The sequence below is a fragment of the Ruegeria sp. BC7 genome, from assembly GCF_056539165.1.
Genome location: NZ_JBQFUL010000009.1, coordinates 148,435 through 163,638, shown reverse-complemented (window position 1 = coordinate 163,638; position 15,204 = coordinate 148,435). Strand labels below are relative to the sequence as shown.

Here is a 15,204-nt window from a genome sequence, read left to right as displayed (position 1 = left end):
CCAATGCGCGGCAGATCGCGGCGGATGAGTTCTTTCAGGGCATGTTCACCACGGCGTTGGATGAGGGCGAGATCATCACCTCGATCCGCTTCCCGGTGCCGCAGGCCGCGAGCTATCAGAAGTTCCTGCAGCCTGCGTCCCGGTTCGCTCTGGTGGGCGTCTATCTGGCGCGGTTCGCCGACGGTGTGCGCGTGGCCGTTACCGGTGCCAGCGAGGACGGCGTGTTCCGCTGGTCCGAGGCCGAGGACGCTCTGACCAAGGAGTTCCGCGCCGACGCCCTGACCGGCCTGAGCATCAATCCCGCCAACATGATCGGCGACCTGCATGGCAGCAAGGACTACCGCGCGCACCTCGTCAGCGTCATGACAAAACGCGCAATCAACGCCTGCGCTTAAAGACACAACTCAAACCAGGGCCCATATTACTTGGGCCTTGGTTTGGGCGTGAGGGTGCGAATAACGCCGTCAGCACGGACGCGACAGGCCGTCGTCGCATCGGCCTCTTGAACGCTGACTGCGGACCAAGCGGGATCGAGAATATGGGATCGCACAAAGTTCAGCCGCATTGCAAATTGGCTAGAAGTTGCAATGGCTCTGTTCTTCAACTTGACGGTTTTGGAAATACCGTGGCTTGGATCTGGCACCCCAAAGACCAAACCTTTGCGCCAGCGTGGAATTCACCGACATTCACCAGAGTATTTCTCCAACCCGCCTGCTTCTGCACCCGAGCGACCAGATCGGTTGCATACCCTTGAACCACCCCACTTAGCGTCAACATATGCCCCGGGGCCGGGTTCAACCATATGCTGAGAAACTCTTACGCGATCCCAACCGATCAGGTCTCTTGCTGCTGTCAGGTTTCCGCCGCTTGCGGAAGCCGTCTATGACGGCTGAATTGCGCCGCCCTATTCAAGAACAACTTTTGACTTTGCCATGGCGGCAGCTGCTTTTTGGCTGACTTCGGCGCCCATTGCAGAGCGACGCCAATAGGTCGGCCCGGCGGTTTATCCGATAGCGCACAGGGATCAAACCTTCGATTGCCAGAAAGGCAACGCGCGGACAAACATACCGACAAACGACCGTTAAAATCGCAGCGCGCAGACCGGCAAGTATCGCATATTTCAGCCATTTCAAAATCTGGTCCAATTTGTACAAGGGATAAATTTTCGGCACGTGAAGGGCTCTGCTTATGAGGTGCGCAAATTCCTGCAACGCCCAAAAGGGAGCAGCTTCCAGTTCCTCGGCCAGGCTCTGAAAAACCGTGCACAGACCCAAACCGTGAAAAAGGTTGGAGCCAGAAACCTTACTGAGACTTTCTGGAAATTACGAAGGGCCGGACCATCCCAATGCGACCAGCCTGTCAATGACCTCCTCGGCATGGGAGTCATTTTGATAGATACTTTTCAACATTGTATCCACGGGCGCTTCAGGCCACGCCTGTTCCAACTCTGCCAGTTTCGAGCGCGCTTCTTTCTCGCGTCCCAACGCGGCCAGTGAAGCCGTCGCATAGGCCAGGGATGGCGCGCTGAGAGGATCACCCAACTGCTTTGCTTCTTCAAACCTGATAATCGTTGTCTCGTACTCGCCCAGGTGAAAATGCGCAGCCCCGGATATGTTGCGATTGGCAAATCTCTGATTGCTGGACGCCAGCAGAGACTGACGATCCGCCGTCTCAACCGCTGCTTCAAATTCGCCAGAGAACAGGGCCACCGCACCGAAGAAATCCAACACAGCCCCGTCCCGAGGATCAAGCTGAGAGGCGCGGCGCCCTAGCGTCAATGCCTCGTCATAATTGCCATTGGCCAGGTACGCCCAACTTTTTGCCGATTGGCTCCACGCCTGATCCGGTGCCAATCGAACGGCCTCGTCAGCAAATTCCATTGCCGCTGTCGCAAAGTTCTCTTTGTCCTGCGGGTCCGGTGACAATATCGACAGCGTTGCCAGCGCCTGAGCCGCCCCGGCGTAGCCGCCAAAGAAGGTCGAATCCATCTCGATCACGCGTTCAAAAACAGAAAGAACAAGTACTTGGCGTGGCCGATCGAAGATCGGGAAAATCATCGCCCTGGCTTGCCGTGCAAGGTTAAATGCCTGCAAAGCAGCAGGTGATTTCTCATAAATTGCCGCGTGCCGCAAAAGTTCGGGTGTGTTCTGCGCGGCATCCGCGCTTTGTGTATTCAATTCCTCTGCTGGTTTGGATGGCAAGAAACTAGCCGCGATCAGAGCACCCACGATGGCGCCTGCGGAAAATGCCGCGAAAGGTATCCACTGCCTTTTTTGGTTTGCCGCGCGAAGGGGGCCGGAGGCGGTCTTCACTTCCTGAAACCGTGGGCGATATCCTCCTGTGTCGATGTGCAGGCGAACCGGATCACCTTTGCCCGCCCCTTCATAATACAGCTCCAAAAGCTGCCGAAGGCGCCTTGCATCAACCCGAACCACGTTCTCTGGGTCCACACCTTCCGTTGTATCGCGATCATAAACATCTTGCGCAATCGTCTTTCCGCGAATGTCACCGCCGCGACCTGCCAGCTCTTCCTCGACCACGTAGGTCAGAAAGGATCGCAGCCTGTCTGATCCATCGAAATGAGTATCGCCCAACACGCCCGCAAGGGCTTGGCGCTTCGCAGTTTCTGGGATGTCGTCAGGAAAATCCATCACATTCAAATACTTGCAACGAAATCCGTGTGAGTCACCCCTATTCTAACCGTGAGTCACTTACGTTGTTTGTCATTCAATAGCAGTGTTGGACCAGAACAACCCGACGAGGCCGGATTCTTGACCTCGATTTTGAACGCACCGTCGTTCGACCGAAAAAGGGGAACCTCATGACACGGCGCACAGATTTCGCGACATTCGGCAAGCACTTTTCTATTGGATTGGCATTTGGAGCCTGGGCCATAGCGCCCCCATCCTTAACCGGAGCATTGGGTGAATTGCTTTCACCAGGTGCCGCATACGCGCAGGAGACCGAGGCGGTTTCACCGACCAAAGTACGTGATCGGCCACGCGACGTTTACTACCCTAACACGGAAGACCTGGCAGAAGACGAAATGCGCGTGATCGCCTGCGGAACCGGGATGCCCACAACGCGCGCGGCACAGGCAGCCGCGTGCTTCCTTGTCGAACTGGGCAACGGTGACAAGTTTCTTTTCGACATTGGTTCGGGTTCGGCCGAACGAATTTCATCGCTGCAAATCCCCTACAACTATCTGGACAAGATATTTATCGGCCACTTGCACACCGATCATTTTGGTGCCTTGCATGACCTCTTTATCGGTGGCGCGCTGATGGGGCGGAATGTCCCGCTGCGGATATGGGGACCAAGCGGACCTGCCGAGGAACTTGGAACCGCCTACGCTTTGGACCACATGCAGAAGATGCTGACATGGGACCTGGCCGGGCGCGCCGGGAATGTTGATTTCCGCGGCTATTCAATGGAGGTCACCGAATTCGACTACAAGCTCGAAAACGAGGTGATCTATGATGAAAACGGGGTTCAGATACGCACCTTCCCCGCCATCCATTCAATCGATGGTGCTGTCAGCTATGCGCTGGAATGGAACGGCCTGAAGTTCGTTTTTAGCTCGGACACCTACCCGAACAAATGGTTCAAGGAATACGCAAAAAACGCTGATCTCGCGATCCATGAATGCTTTATCGCGGTCCCTGAACTGGTGACGAAAATGAAATTCACACCGGAATCCGCTCTTTTGGTCGGAACACAGGTTCACACGGCACCCGAAGCCTTCGGCAAAGTAATGAGCGACATCCAGCCCCGTATGGCTGTGGCCTATCACTTCTTCAACGACTTCGATACGTCTTCCGGCGTTTTTGAGCGCATTCGCTCGACCTATAACGGGCCGCTCAGCATGGCCGATGACTTCATGGTTTGGAACGTCACCAAGGACGACATAACCGTCCGAATGGCGGCCACTGAAGAACGAACTTGGTCACCGCCCCTCGCCGCCCCTGCCGAAGTGCCGTCACAGGACGACAGGGCTGAATTCGCCGAACGATCTGGTGTGCCGCTAGAGGCCATGCAGTTTTCGGACTTCACAAAATCGGGGTATGATGACGTGGATGACGTGCTTCGCCCGATCTTCGAGGAAGCGTCCGAGGCATTGGGTCAAGAGTTTCCCTATCCCGGAGACGAACAGTAACATAGGATGAAAGGTGCGGGGCCAGTTCCCGCGCCTTTTTGTTAGTTATCTGGTGAACCGCAATGCAAAAATACATTGGTTTCATAGCGGGATTGGTTCTGAGTTTCGGGCTTGCAATCTCAACGGCTCAGGTCGCAACGGCACAGTCGCTTGCCCGTTCAGAAGGCGACGACGGGTCTTGGCGACATTCGATCACGCCGTACCTTTTTCTTCCTCTCAGCACTTCGGGCACATCCACGGTCGGCGGAACAAGTGTCGATCTCGATTTGAACCTCAGCGAAGTTCTCGACCTGCTGCAAGGGGCAGCGTCGGTCCGGTACGAAGGCTGGAACGGAGATTTCGGGATCATCTATGAGGTCTACTACGTAAAACTTGGCGAGGATGCGACTTTGCCGGTCGGTGGTGCAACAGTAGATGTGGACATTCGTCAGACCTTCGCAAACGTGCAGGGTGCGTACAGGTTCGCCAACGGAGTGAACGCATCGGGCAAACGCTACGCTGCCGATGTCGCTCTTGGAGTGCAGTGGAACCGGTTGAAACAAGAGTTAGACATAGCTGGCCCCGGTCCGGGTACAACCTTGGGCGGCACAGAAGAGTGGTTTGAACCGATGGTGGCCATTCGCTATGCGACTGAGATCAATGAAAAATGGGGCTTTGCCAGCCGTGCGGAACTAAGCGGCTTTGGTGTGAATGGCGACAACCTTCAGTACCTGATCCTGGCCGGATTTGACTGGAAAGGCTGGGAGAACACCTCGTTGCGGTTCGGTTATCAATTCTATGGAATCGATTTTTCGACGGATCGGTCAGACGGAGAATTTGCGTATGATGTCGATCAAAACGGCCTCTATGCGGCTGTCGCGTTTCACTTCTGAGGCCAGCCAGCGCATCACTCTAAGCCTTTCAGGCGCTATTTTTCTGGGCTGTCTTATGCTTGGCCCCAGTCCCGCCATTGCGGATCTTGTCTCGCCCTATGGAGGCGAGACAGCGCCCAGTTTTGCGGAACTGGTGGTTGAAAACGATCGCGTCCGAGTCGCGCTGGAAATTGACCTGAGCGACTACCCCCACTTCGTCGCGCCGGATGACGGAGAAGGCACTTCTCTGGCGGACCGGACGGGGCAGACGTTTATAGTTTCGGCTGACGGACAACCTCTGAACCCGGTGGTGCGGGCGATCGACGTCCGGCCCAGAACGCCCAGACAGACTGCCGCCAGCAGGGTCGTGGCCCCCCGACCGCGAAGCGCGGATGTCGTCTTTGTGGACATGGAGTTTCAATTTCAGGGCCAACCCGAACAGATCACATTCACGCCGCCATTGAACGAAGCAGGTATTCCTTTGGCTTCGATTGGCATGGTGGCAGAACATGCCGGGGTTCCCGTAACAGACTACCGGTATCTGTCGCGTTCGGAAACCATGCTACCCAATTGGCAAGACCCGTGGTTCACCACATTCGAGAACCCAAACCTGACGCGCCATCACAAGTCACCCCTGATGTCATTCCTATCGATGGAACCACGTGAAGTTCGCCATGAGATCATCTTTCGCTTGAAGGATTTTGAAGAATGGACCGATTTGGATCTGGGCAATGCCGAACGGCTTTCGCCCGATCAGGTCGCCAAGATAAAATCGGAAACGGCGGCGTTTTTCGAGCGCCACAATCCAGTCTCGATCGATGGAGCGAACGTTGATGCCCAAACTGTTCAAGTTTCTCGGATTGCGGTTGGCGCTGACGGATTACGTGTTCTTCCTGACGAGGCAGAAGCCCTGCGAACAACCATGTTGTTGGGCGTTGTTCTGTCCTATCCGCACAACGCGCTTGCAAACCGTGTAGACATGACATGGCAGCTTTTCCCCAATGATGTCGAAACTATTCCTGTTACCCTGAGCGACCCCGCCGGGGCCGTACCCTCGCAGATTTACAAGTCTGATCCTGCCGTGGTCTGGAACAACCACCTTACGTCTTGGGAAGACCCCCAAACGCAGCCCGTTGTGGTGAAAACCGCCGGTATCATGAATCTTCCGTTGTTTGCCATCGGGCTTGGTTTGGCCGCCGCGCTTTGTGCTGTCTTGGCTCGGCGCAGCACGGCGACGCGGCGAACAGTCTTTGTAGGATTGTTTGGCGCCTTCGCAGCCGCATCAGTTGTAACCCTACCGATACGGTATTCTCTGCCCTTCTTAAATGATCGGGCACCGGATGAAGCGGCAACCCATTTGGTTGTGGAAGGCTTGCTTGGCAACATCAGCACCGCGATGCTTGAGCCGAACGCGCAGCGGTTTGAGACCGCTCTGAACCCGTTTGTCGACGCGGACAGTCGAACACAAGTAGGCGATGAACTACGGCGCGGCCTCTCCGTGACGCTGCCGTCAGGGGCATTGGCAAGAACAGACAAGATCGTCGATTTGCAGATCGAAAGCCTTTCCCCCGGAGAAACCCGCGGGGATCATCAAATCCTTGCAAATTGGACAGCACAGGTCAGTGGCGGGCATTGGGGGCATCTACATCGTCAATCTATCCAGTACCGAGGGTTGATGAACGTATCGCGCTATGGTGATCAGTGGCAACTGGACGGATTGACTGTCCTGAGCGCCAAGAAAGAAGGCTAGAAACATGCGGTTCATCGAAACATTCCTCGTCTTTGTGTTATCAGCCATATTGTTCTCTGGCGGCGCACTGGCGCATTTCAACCTGAACCAAAACGTTCGCATTTTTCACGTGGTGCACGACAACGATGGGCTGACCATAATGATGCGGACGCCAATGCCCTATATCGTGGCCGATAAAGTCGGCCCAATGGGTGCGGACGGCCTGCCCAACCCGGCACCTTTCACGACAAACGAGCTTCAGGACGATGCCCTGATGCATCTGGTTGACGCAGACGCAGTGTTCCGAGACCCGCTCGCGCTGGCCGAACTTGTCCGAAACGAGCTTGTCTTTCAACAAGGTGGTGTCAGGCTTCCGGGTCGCAGTGTCGCTCTGAGGGTCTATCCGCTTGGACAAGAACCGGGATTTGCGACAAAAGCCGAGGCATTGCAGGCGTTTGAAACGGAACCCGGTGATTTGCGCCTGGCTGGGCCGGTTTATGTTGGGGACGCTGTCGTCGATGTGATGCTGCAATTCTCGAACGCATCGGATGCCGCTTACACACTGTCCATGTTGGCCGATCCGGGTCTTCCCGAGCAGGACCAAACCGCAAATCTGATCCTGGACTATCGCAATGACGAAACCCGCACCTATCGCGCCAAGGGATTGCTGGCCTCACCTCTGGAAATAACTGGAACGGCGTCCTCTGCCGCTGCTACATTTGTAGTTGAAGGCATCCGGCACATCATTGAGGGCATAGACCACGTACTTTTTGTTCTGTGCATGGTCATCGGCTCACTGAGTTTGCGTGCGTTGCTTGCACGGGTGACGGGATTCACGCTGGGACACAGCGTAACCTTGATCATGGGCTTTTTCGGTTTGGCTCCGTCGGCTCCGTGGTTCATTCCAGCGGTTGAGACGGCCATTGCGCTTACCATTATTCTGGCGGCAGCCGATGCCGTGTTTCAAAGACCCGAACGGAAACATTCTTATCTGGTCGCCGCTGGCGTGACCGCAGGTGTCGGGTTGCTGCACGGCTTTGGCTTTTCGTTCATGCTTCGGGAAATCTTGAAGGTCGACGCCGACAACGTCTGGCAAAGTCTTCTGGCCTTCAATGTCGGGGTCGAGGTCGGGCAATTGATGATCGTGCTGGTAACCTGGCCTCTGGTCGTCATGTTAAGGCGTATGCCCGCGACCATATGGTTCGGGGCACGAACTTTCATAGCCGCGTCGATTTCAGTGGTTGCGATGATCTGGGCTGTGGAACGATTTTCAGCGTTGATTACCTGACGCTTTCGATTGCTCAAAAGGGCTTGAACTCCAGAAAATCAAATTCATTCACTCTGACAGTTCGCCAATCGCGGCTTTCAGACATGGATTTCTGCCACACAACCACAGTCCACTCAGCCCTAAAGAACGCTGCGGAACCAACGCGCTTTAGCGTTGACCAAAATTCCAAACCTGCTGACAATATTGGGAAAACAGGAAACACGGGAATGTTCAGAGGTATCAGGCAAGTGTTTTTGGCGACGTCCAAGTTGCGCTCGAAAGCCACAAAACGGCAACGGCATCTGGCTACCATTGCCTGACAGCGCAACCCAATAAATCCAAAAACGGACAATTCCGCCCAATCCAAGCAGGAAAATGGAAATGGAAGCAAATATTGAGGACCTTGCCGATCATCCACATTCATTCTGGAAGCGCTTTCGCGTGACTTCTGATGATCTCGACGGGTTCCACCATGTGAACAATGCAGTCTACCTAAAATGGTTGGACGCTACTGTTTGGGAACATACGCGCTCTGTTGGGCTGACCGAGCAAGCCTGCATTGACCTGAACCGCGGAATGGCGGCTGTGCGCCATGAAATCAATTACTTGTCATCAACGTTTCTGGACGACGAAGTCGTTGTGTTTAATTGGATTTTGTCGAATGACGAGCGCCTTCGGATCAGCCGTCTGTTTCAAGTCGTCCGCCTCGGGGATCAAAAAACAATCCTGCGGGCGCAATCTGACTATGTCAGCACAAATCTGAAAACAGGCCGCCCTGTTCGGATGCCCGAGATTTTCAAAACAAACTACGACGTGAAAATCTCGGTCACGGGCTGACCTGCACGGCCGGTTCTCCTGCCCGACACGATATCGGGCAGGGCTTTAGTTTGAGCGGCTATTCTGCCGCCACGCCTTCGACAGCTTCCTTTCGGCCCGCCCTGCGGAAGTAGAACATGAACGGCAGCACCACCAGGTACAAGCGTCTGGACCGGCTTGGCGTTGACCTGATCGAAATCTCGGGCGGCAGCTGGGAAAATCCGGTGAACCGCAGGGGCAAGGCCGAGGCCAAGAAAGAAAGCACCAAGAAGCGCGAGGCGTATTTCCTGGAATATGCCGAGAAGGTGAAAAAGCAGATCGACACTCCTTTGGTTGTGACGGGCGGGTTCCGCTCGGCGGCTGGCATGAGCGAGGCGCTGGCCTCGGGTGCCGTCGACATGGCCGGAGTTGCCCGGCCCTTTGCCGTGGACGTGAAGTTTGGCGCGCATGTGATGCAGAACCCCAGCCACGCATCGCCGGTCGCCCCGATCCGCTCGGGCATCAAGAAGATCGACGCGATGGCGATCATGGAGATCAGCTGGTACACGATGCAACTGGAACGGATCTCGCAGGGCAAAAAGGTCCAGACCAAGGCCGACGGCGTCTGGCCCGCTCTTAAGGTCATGTACCGCTTCTGGAAAAACGGAAAAGCCGTCAAACGCGTCAGAGCATGATTGCGTAGCTGCTAAAAAATTGGGGAGCAATCATGACTCAGTCTAACGGACGCTGCGCTTGCGGACAGGTCAAATTCAAAACACAAGGTCGCCCGCTGTTTCGGGCGATCTGCCACTGTACGATCTGTCAGAGGTTCAACAATGCAGAATTTGGCGACGTGCTGTTGTACCAACCCTCGCACGTGGATCAGACAGAATGCGGTCAAATTGCGTATGAGTGTCTGAAACAGCCCCCGGTTGTTCAGCGCGGAAAATGCACAAGCTGCGGAAATCCCGCCTTGGAAAAGCTGGAAATCCCGCTGCTTCCCAAACTGCTGCTGGTGCCTTCGGCGCGGATCGTCGAGCAGGCGCAGCTTCCGCCACCAGATTTCCACATCTTCTATAATCATCGGGTCCGAGATCACGATGACGCCGCACCCAAGGCCAACGGATACCTTCCCAGCCAGATCAGGCTATCACGACATCTTCTCAAGGGGCTTTGGCGCGGACACGGGTGACTAAGTGTCGGGCTATCAGCGGGCATGACCGACAATGACGCCCAGCTTTGAAAGCCAAGCGAATAGTTCTGAATCGAACCTGCCACCCAAGGCCTCGTTTACGCCCTAATTTAAGGCAATCGACACTTCCGACCCAGCGTCACGCTCAAAAACAAAAAACGTGACGCAACTGAACAGTTGCAAGGATTGACCGGGACCCTATCGCTCGGACTATTCGCGGCAACTTGCGCCAATCCTCCTCTCACTGCGCGACGCTACTCAACATGATAAAACCCGAACTTCTAACTGCACCCATCCTGCCGCAAATGGTCCGCTTTGCGGTGCCCAACCTTGCGGCCATGACGATCGTGACAGCCTCGGCCACGGTCGAGACCTACTATGTCGGGCTTCTTGGCGTTCAGGCGCTTGCTGGCCATGCCTTCATTTTCCCTCTCGTCATGCTGCAACATATGATGTCAGCCGGCGCTTTGGGCGGAGGCGTGTCTTCCGCCGTCAGTCGGGCGCTGGGGTCCGGGGACATTGACCAAGCCAAGGTAATGGGCTTGCACGCGCTTGTTATGGGCGCTCTGCTGGGGCTGACTTTTGCCGCTGGACTGCTTTGGGCCGGACCTACTCTGCTCGGGGCAATGGGTGCTCAGGGGGAAGTTCTGGACTTCACGTGGAGCTATGCGCGGGTCGCCGCCTTTGCAATTCCCGGTCTTTGGATCATGAACGCCCTTGTTTCGGTGTTGCGAGGGTCAGGGCATATGACAGGCCCGGCCATATTGACCATTTCAGTTGCGATCAGCCAGATGGTGCTGGGCGGAGTGTTGGGCATCGTTTTAGATCTGGGAATTGCCGGTATCGCTTGGGGGCAAGTGATCGCCTTTTCCTGCGGCGCAGTGGCAAGCATTGCTATCTTGCGTTTCGGCCCAAGTCAGGTACGGCTCAGCTTTGATCTTGGCAAATTGAACCGGTCGATCCTGTCCGAAATCGGCCGTGTCGGCGGTCTGGCGTGTCTGTCTCCGATACAGGGCACGCTGACCGCGATGCTTCTTACGATCTATATTTCGTCGCAGGGTGCAGCCGAAATTGCGGGGTATGGCATTGGGGCACGATTGGAATTCCTCTTGATCCCGATCGCCTTTTCCGTTGGCATCGGAACACTTCCCCTTGTTGGGACAGCAATTGGTGCAGGGGACCTTGCCCGCGCCAGAGCTGCCGGCTGGATCGGAGGGTTGATGGGCGCAGTGGTTCTAGGGTTCGTTGGCTGTGCCGTAGCCATGTTTCCATCGCTTTGGTCCGGCTTGTTCACGAATGACCCCGAAGTACTTGCCGCATCCGCCGCATATTTCCGTTGGGCGGGACCCGGATACGCGTTCATGGGCCTTGGCCTGTGCCTCTATTTCGCGTCTCAGGCCGCTGGACAGGTGATTTGGCCGATCATAGCTGGAACTTCGCGGCTTGTTCCTGTGGCCGTTATGGGTTGGCTCCTTATGCGATCAGGGGCGTCAATTGACCTGTTCTTCAGCACAGTATTTGTTGGAATGGCAGTCTTTGGCCTGATCACTGGCTTAAGTGTCTGGAAACTGGATTGGGGCAAAGCGCTGCGATAAGAGGCGGGTCTTCGACCGATGACACAGGCCCACACGTCAAAGCGTCTTTCCGCTCTTGCTGAGTGACTTGGCCAGCTTGCTGAGATCGCTGTAAACGCGTCCGGCCCGGGGATTCCAATTGGACACATCCTGACCTTGGGTTTTGACCACAAAATCGTCACCCCTGGCTGCCGGGCCGGTCAAAGCGGCCTGGGGGCCTTGCGCACAGACATTTTCACACGTTCCGCGCAGCAGCGTTTCATTCAACTGCCGGGCAATGTGATCGGGCACGCCTGCCGATTCCCATGCCTCACGCGCAACGGCCTGCAGAACAACCGTGAAGTTATTCGAGATGACTGCGGCAGCATGGTATAGGCTCTTGCGATCAGAGCTAATGGGAAAGCATGTGGCGCCAAGGGTCTCGAACAGGGCTGTCGCCACTCCGCTTGCATCGCTGTCTCCTTCTACTCCGCAAAGCGCACCCTGGAACTGCGTTTCGGCAACCTTTGGATCGGCAAAAGAAAGAACCGGATGCACACTTGCCAGCCTCCAATTCAACTGGCGCAAGGCGGCCATCTGATCGGCAGGGAAAAAGCCGCTGCAATGAAACGCAAAGGGCGAAGCAGTGGGCTTTGCCCGCGCCTGGAAGACCTCGGCAAGTTGACCCGCGACGGAAGCGATCTGAGTATCAGGCACGGTCAGCAGCCAAATTTCTGCCGGTCGAACCTCGGCCAGATCATCAACTGCGCGGCCCTGCCCGACCGCACGAACAAGGGCTTTCGCCGATGCCCCCCGCGCGCTCGAGACGTCCTGAAGGACATAGCCCGCCCTGTCCTGTAAAAGTCGGGCAAATGTCTGGCCGACCCGCCCGGCGCCAATGATATTAACGCTCAAACTCTGCATACCGTCGGCCTCCTGTCCTGCTTGAAACATCTATTGTCGATGCGGCCCAAACTCTCAAGCAGAGCGTTTCGTCAAAATATGTTACACAAATATTGCTTTTCTACTTTTCAGTAACATATTATGCATCAAATATCCTGATGCTGAATCATATATGGATTCGCCGACGGGGATCGGCATTTGCAGGTTATTGCGTTTGAGGAGTGCGCAAACATGTATGCACAGATGGTCAAATCCACCGGCAAAGGTGTACAGTCCCGCGACGACATGAGCCCCGAGGACCGGGTCTTTCAGGATCGCATCGATCAAGGCGAAAAGATTGAGCCGAAGGACTATATGCCGGACGCCTACCGGAAAACCCTGATCCGCCAGATCGGTCAGCATGCACATTCCGAGATTGTCGGCCAATTGCCCGAAGGAAACTGGATCACCCGCGCACCGACGCTTGAACGAAAAGCAAACCTGCTCGCTAAGGTGCAAGACGAAGCAGGCCACGGTCTTTACCTGTATTGCGCTGCTGAAACGCTTGGGGTCAGTCGGGACGAGTTGGTTGAAATGCTTCATTCCGAGCGGATGAAGTACTCGTCAATCTTCAACTACCCCACCCTGACTTGGGCCGATATGGGCGCGGTCGGTTGGCTGGTCGATGGTGCTGCGATCATGAATCAGGTGCCGCTGCAGCGCACATCCTACGGGCCTTACGCCCGCGCCATGGTGCGTATCTGCAAGGAAGAAAGCTTTCACCAGCGCCAAGGCTATCACATCATGATCAAGATGGCGAAAGAGGGCACCGCCGATCAAAAGCGCATGGCACAGGATGCGCTGAACCGGTTCTGGTATCCCGCGTTGATGATGTTCGGCCCATCGGACAAGGACAGTGTCCATTCCGCGCAGTCAATGGCGTGGAAGATCAAGATCAACACCAACGACGAGCTGCGACAGAAATTCGTTGATGAAACCGTTCCCCAAGCCGAGTTTTTGGGCCTGACGATCCCTGACGAAAACCTGCGCTGGAACGACGAAACCGGCCATTACGAGTTCAGCGAGCCTGACTGGTCGGAATTCTTTGAAGTGATATCCGGCAACGGTCCCTGCAATGCCGAGCGCCTGAGCGCACGTCGCAAAGCGTGGGACGACGGCGCATGGGTTCGTGAGGCGATGCTTGCCCACGCGCAAAAATCCAAGGAACGCTCTCAAGCCGCGGAGTAACCCGATGACACAGAACAACGAATGGCCGCTTTGGGAAGTATTTATTCGCGGGCAGCACGGAATGAGCCACCGTCATGTCGGCTCTTTGCACGCTGCGGACGCGGCACATGCAATCCGCAATGCGCGCGACGTTTATACCAGGCGGAATGAAGGCGTCAGCATCTGGGTCGTCGAGGCCGAAAAGATCACGGCATCCAGCCCCTCGGACAAGGGTCCACTGTTTGATCCGGCCCGTGACAAGGTTTACCGGCACCCGACCTTTTATGACATCCCCGAAGAAGTGGGGAAAATGTGATGCAGGCGCAGCAGAATAGCCCGTTGTTCGAGTTCCTCTTGCGACAAGGGGACAACGCGTTGGTTCTGGGGCACAGGACGTCCGAATGGTGCGGCGTGGCACCGGTATTGGAGGAAGATATCGCGCTGGCAAACATGGCGCTGGACCTGATCGGACAGACGCAGATGTGGCTGGGATACGCTGGTGAAGTCGAAGGCGCTGATCGGTCTGCCGATGATCTGGCCTTCTTGCGGGACGTTTACGACTTTCGGAACCTTCTGATGCTCGAAGTGCCAAACGGTGATTTTGGGCGCACTCAGATGCGGCAATTCCTGTTTGATGCGTATCAGGTGCCGTGGCTGACACGGCTGCAGGACTCGGCGGATACTCGCGTGGCCGAAATCGCGGCGAAGTGCCTGAAAGAGGCTCTGTATCACCTCGACCGGTCGTCCCACACCGTTATTGCCTTGGGTGACGGAACCGCCGAAAGCAATCATCGGATGGCTGATGCGCTGTCGTATCTCTGGCCGTATAGCGGTGAAATGTTTGCCGACGACGCAACCGACAACGCAATGGCCGAGGCCGGAATTGCCCCTCTGCCCTCGGATATGCGCGCGTTCTGGCTGGACACGGTACAGTGCGTTCTGAACGAGGCATGTCTGACCGTACCCGAAGGAAGCTACGCCCAGAGCGGAGGCCGCAGGGGTTTCAGACACACGGAACATCTGGGTCATATGCTGGCCGTCATGCAGACCCTGCAACGTTCCTACCCCGGAGCCGCGTGGTAGGTGCCATGTCCGTAAGCGAAGCGCAAATTTGGGATTGGCTCGAAACAGTGCCTGACCCGGAAATTCCGGTGATTTCGGTAGTAGACTTGGGCGTCATCCGCGATGTCTCGGTCGCGCAGGATCAGGTGACTGTGACCATAACGCCGACCTATTCAGGATGCCCGGCAATGGCCGTGATCTCGATGGACATCGAAACCGCGCTTGCAAAGAACGGCGTGGACAACTTGAACATCCAAACGCGCATCGCTCCGGCCTGGACAACTGATTGGTTGTCCGAGAAAGGCCGTGCAAGGCTTGAAGATTTTGGGATCGCACCCCCCCAGCCTGCGGGTGGGCCGTCCCGATGTCCGCATTGCAAGTCCGACCAGTTGGAAAAGATCAGTCAATTTGGCTCGACCCCATGCAAGGCGCAGTGGCGGTGCAAAGACTGTCTGGAACCCTTCGACTATTTCAAATGCATCTGAGGTCC

General features: G+C 56.0%; 16 protein-coding genes. 13 read left to right on the top strand and 3 right to left on the bottom strand.

Features of this window, described 5'->3' with window-relative positions; translation table 11 throughout:
• Nucleotides 1-395: FAD binding domain-containing protein (locus ACR0KS_RS18180; RefSeq protein ID WP_480693290.1), on the top strand; the 395-nt coding region annotated here is incomplete at its 5' end.
• A gap of 205 nt (nucleotides 396-600) precedes the next feature.
• On the opposite strand, the gene ACR0KS_RS18175 is transcribed toward ACR0KS_RS18180, so the two are convergent.
• Together ACR0KS_RS18175 and ACR0KS_RS18170 are read right to left on the bottom strand one after the other, a co-directional pair.
• Nucleotides 601-777 carry an FAD:protein FMN transferase gene (locus ACR0KS_RS18175; RefSeq protein WP_170668980.1) on the bottom strand — a complete coding sequence of 59 codons (177 nt, stop codon included), beginning with the start codon at nucleotides 775-777 and terminating at the stop codon, nucleotides 601-603.
• A gap of 545 nt (nucleotides 778-1,322) precedes the next feature.
• A complete protein-coding gene (locus ACR0KS_RS18170; RefSeq protein ID WP_170485861.1) occupies nucleotides 1,323-2,651 on the bottom strand; it encodes a tetratricopeptide repeat protein in 1,329 nt (442 codons plus the stop codon).
• A gap of 170 nt (nucleotides 2,652-2,821) precedes the next feature.
• Between ACR0KS_RS18170 and gntH the strand changes: the two genes are divergently transcribed.
• From gntH to ACR0KS_RS18130, 8 genes are all read left to right on the top strand, one after another.
• Nucleotides 2,822-4,156: a guanitoxin biosynthesis MBL fold metallo-hydrolase GntH gene (gntH, locus tag ACR0KS_RS18165; RefSeq protein WP_170563255.1), complete on the top strand. Its 1,335-nt coding sequence runs from the start codon at nucleotides 2,822-2,824 to the stop codon at nucleotides 4,154-4,156.
• Between the two features lie 62 nt (nucleotides 4,157-4,218).
• Nucleotides 4,219-5,028, top strand: coding sequence for a hypothetical protein (locus tag ACR0KS_RS18160; protein WP_480693289.1), 810 nt, complete (start codon nucleotides 4,219-4,221; stop codon nucleotides 5,026-5,028).
• On the top strand, nucleotides 4,979-6,757 hold the full coding sequence (locus tag ACR0KS_RS18155; RefSeq protein ID WP_170418801.1) for a hypothetical protein: 1,779 nt from the start codon (nucleotides 4,979-4,981) through the stop codon (nucleotides 6,755-6,757). Before ACR0KS_RS18160 ends, ACR0KS_RS18155 begins: the two co-directional genes overlap by 50 nt.
• 4 nt (nucleotides 6,758-6,761) lie before the next feature.
• Nucleotides 6,762-8,024: a HupE/UreJ family protein gene (locus ACR0KS_RS18150; protein WP_170485862.1), complete on the top strand. Its 1,263-nt coding sequence runs from the start codon at nucleotides 6,762-6,764 to the stop codon at nucleotides 8,022-8,024.
• Between the two features lie 360 nt (nucleotides 8,025-8,384).
• Complete coding sequence (locus tag ACR0KS_RS18145; protein WP_170485863.1) at nucleotides 8,385-8,840, top strand: acyl-CoA thioesterase; 456 nt, start codon at nucleotides 8,385-8,387, stop codon at nucleotides 8,838-8,840.
• Nucleotides 8,841-8,956: 116 nt separating this feature from the next.
• The gene (locus ACR0KS_RS18140; RefSeq protein WP_170563259.1) at nucleotides 8,957-9,493 is read left to right on the top strand and encodes a beta/alpha barrel domain-containing protein; all 537 of its coding nucleotides are present in this window, start codon (nucleotides 8,957-8,959) and stop codon (nucleotides 9,491-9,493) included.
• 32 nt (nucleotides 9,494-9,525) lie between these two features.
• A complete protein-coding gene (locus tag ACR0KS_RS18135; protein WP_170485868.1) occupies nucleotides 9,526-9,990 on the top strand; it encodes a GFA family protein in 465 nt (154 codons plus the stop codon).
• A gap of 263 nt (nucleotides 9,991-10,253) precedes the next feature.
• Nucleotides 10,254-11,585, top strand: coding sequence for an MATE family efflux transporter (locus ACR0KS_RS18130; RefSeq protein WP_170563262.1), 1,332 nt, complete (start codon nucleotides 10,254-10,256; stop codon nucleotides 11,583-11,585).
• Nucleotides 11,586-11,621: 36 nt separating this feature from the next.
• Here ACR0KS_RS18130 and ACR0KS_RS18125 read toward each other — a convergent pair whose 3' ends face one another.
• A complete protein-coding gene (locus ACR0KS_RS18125) occupies nucleotides 11,622-12,467 on the bottom strand; it encodes a Rossmann-like and DUF2520 domain-containing protein (protein ID WP_170563264.1) in 846 nt (281 codons plus the stop codon).
• Nucleotides 12,468-12,677: 210 nt separating this feature from the next.
• On the opposite strand from ACR0KS_RS18125, the gene paaA reads away from it, so the two are divergent.
• The 4 genes from paaA to paaD are packed head-to-tail and all read left to right on the top strand — an operon-like array spanning nucleotide 12,678 to nucleotide 15,199.
• On the top strand, nucleotides 12,678-13,673 hold the full coding sequence (gene paaA / locus ACR0KS_RS18120; protein WP_170563267.1) for a 1,2-phenylacetyl-CoA epoxidase subunit PaaA: 996 nt from the start codon (nucleotides 12,678-12,680) through the stop codon (nucleotides 13,671-13,673).
• Between the two features lie 4 nt (nucleotides 13,674-13,677).
• The gene (gene paaB, locus ACR0KS_RS18115) at nucleotides 13,678-13,968 is read left to right on the top strand and encodes a 1,2-phenylacetyl-CoA epoxidase subunit PaaB (RefSeq protein WP_170415873.1); all 291 of its coding nucleotides are present in this window, start codon (nucleotides 13,678-13,680) and stop codon (nucleotides 13,966-13,968) included.
• Entirely contained in the window at nucleotides 13,968-14,735 is a 768-nt protein-coding gene (gene paaC, locus ACR0KS_RS18110; RefSeq protein WP_170415875.1) for a 1,2-phenylacetyl-CoA epoxidase subunit PaaC, read from the top strand. The genes paaB and paaC overlap by 1 nt, the downstream gene beginning before the upstream one ends.
• A 5-nt stretch (nucleotides 14,736-14,740) precedes the next feature.
• Complete coding sequence (gene paaD / locus ACR0KS_RS18105; protein WP_170415877.1) at nucleotides 14,741-15,199, top strand: 1,2-phenylacetyl-CoA epoxidase subunit PaaD; 459 nt, start codon at nucleotides 14,741-14,743, stop codon at nucleotides 15,197-15,199.
• The last annotated feature ends 5 nt before the right edge of the window (nucleotides 15,200-15,204 follow it).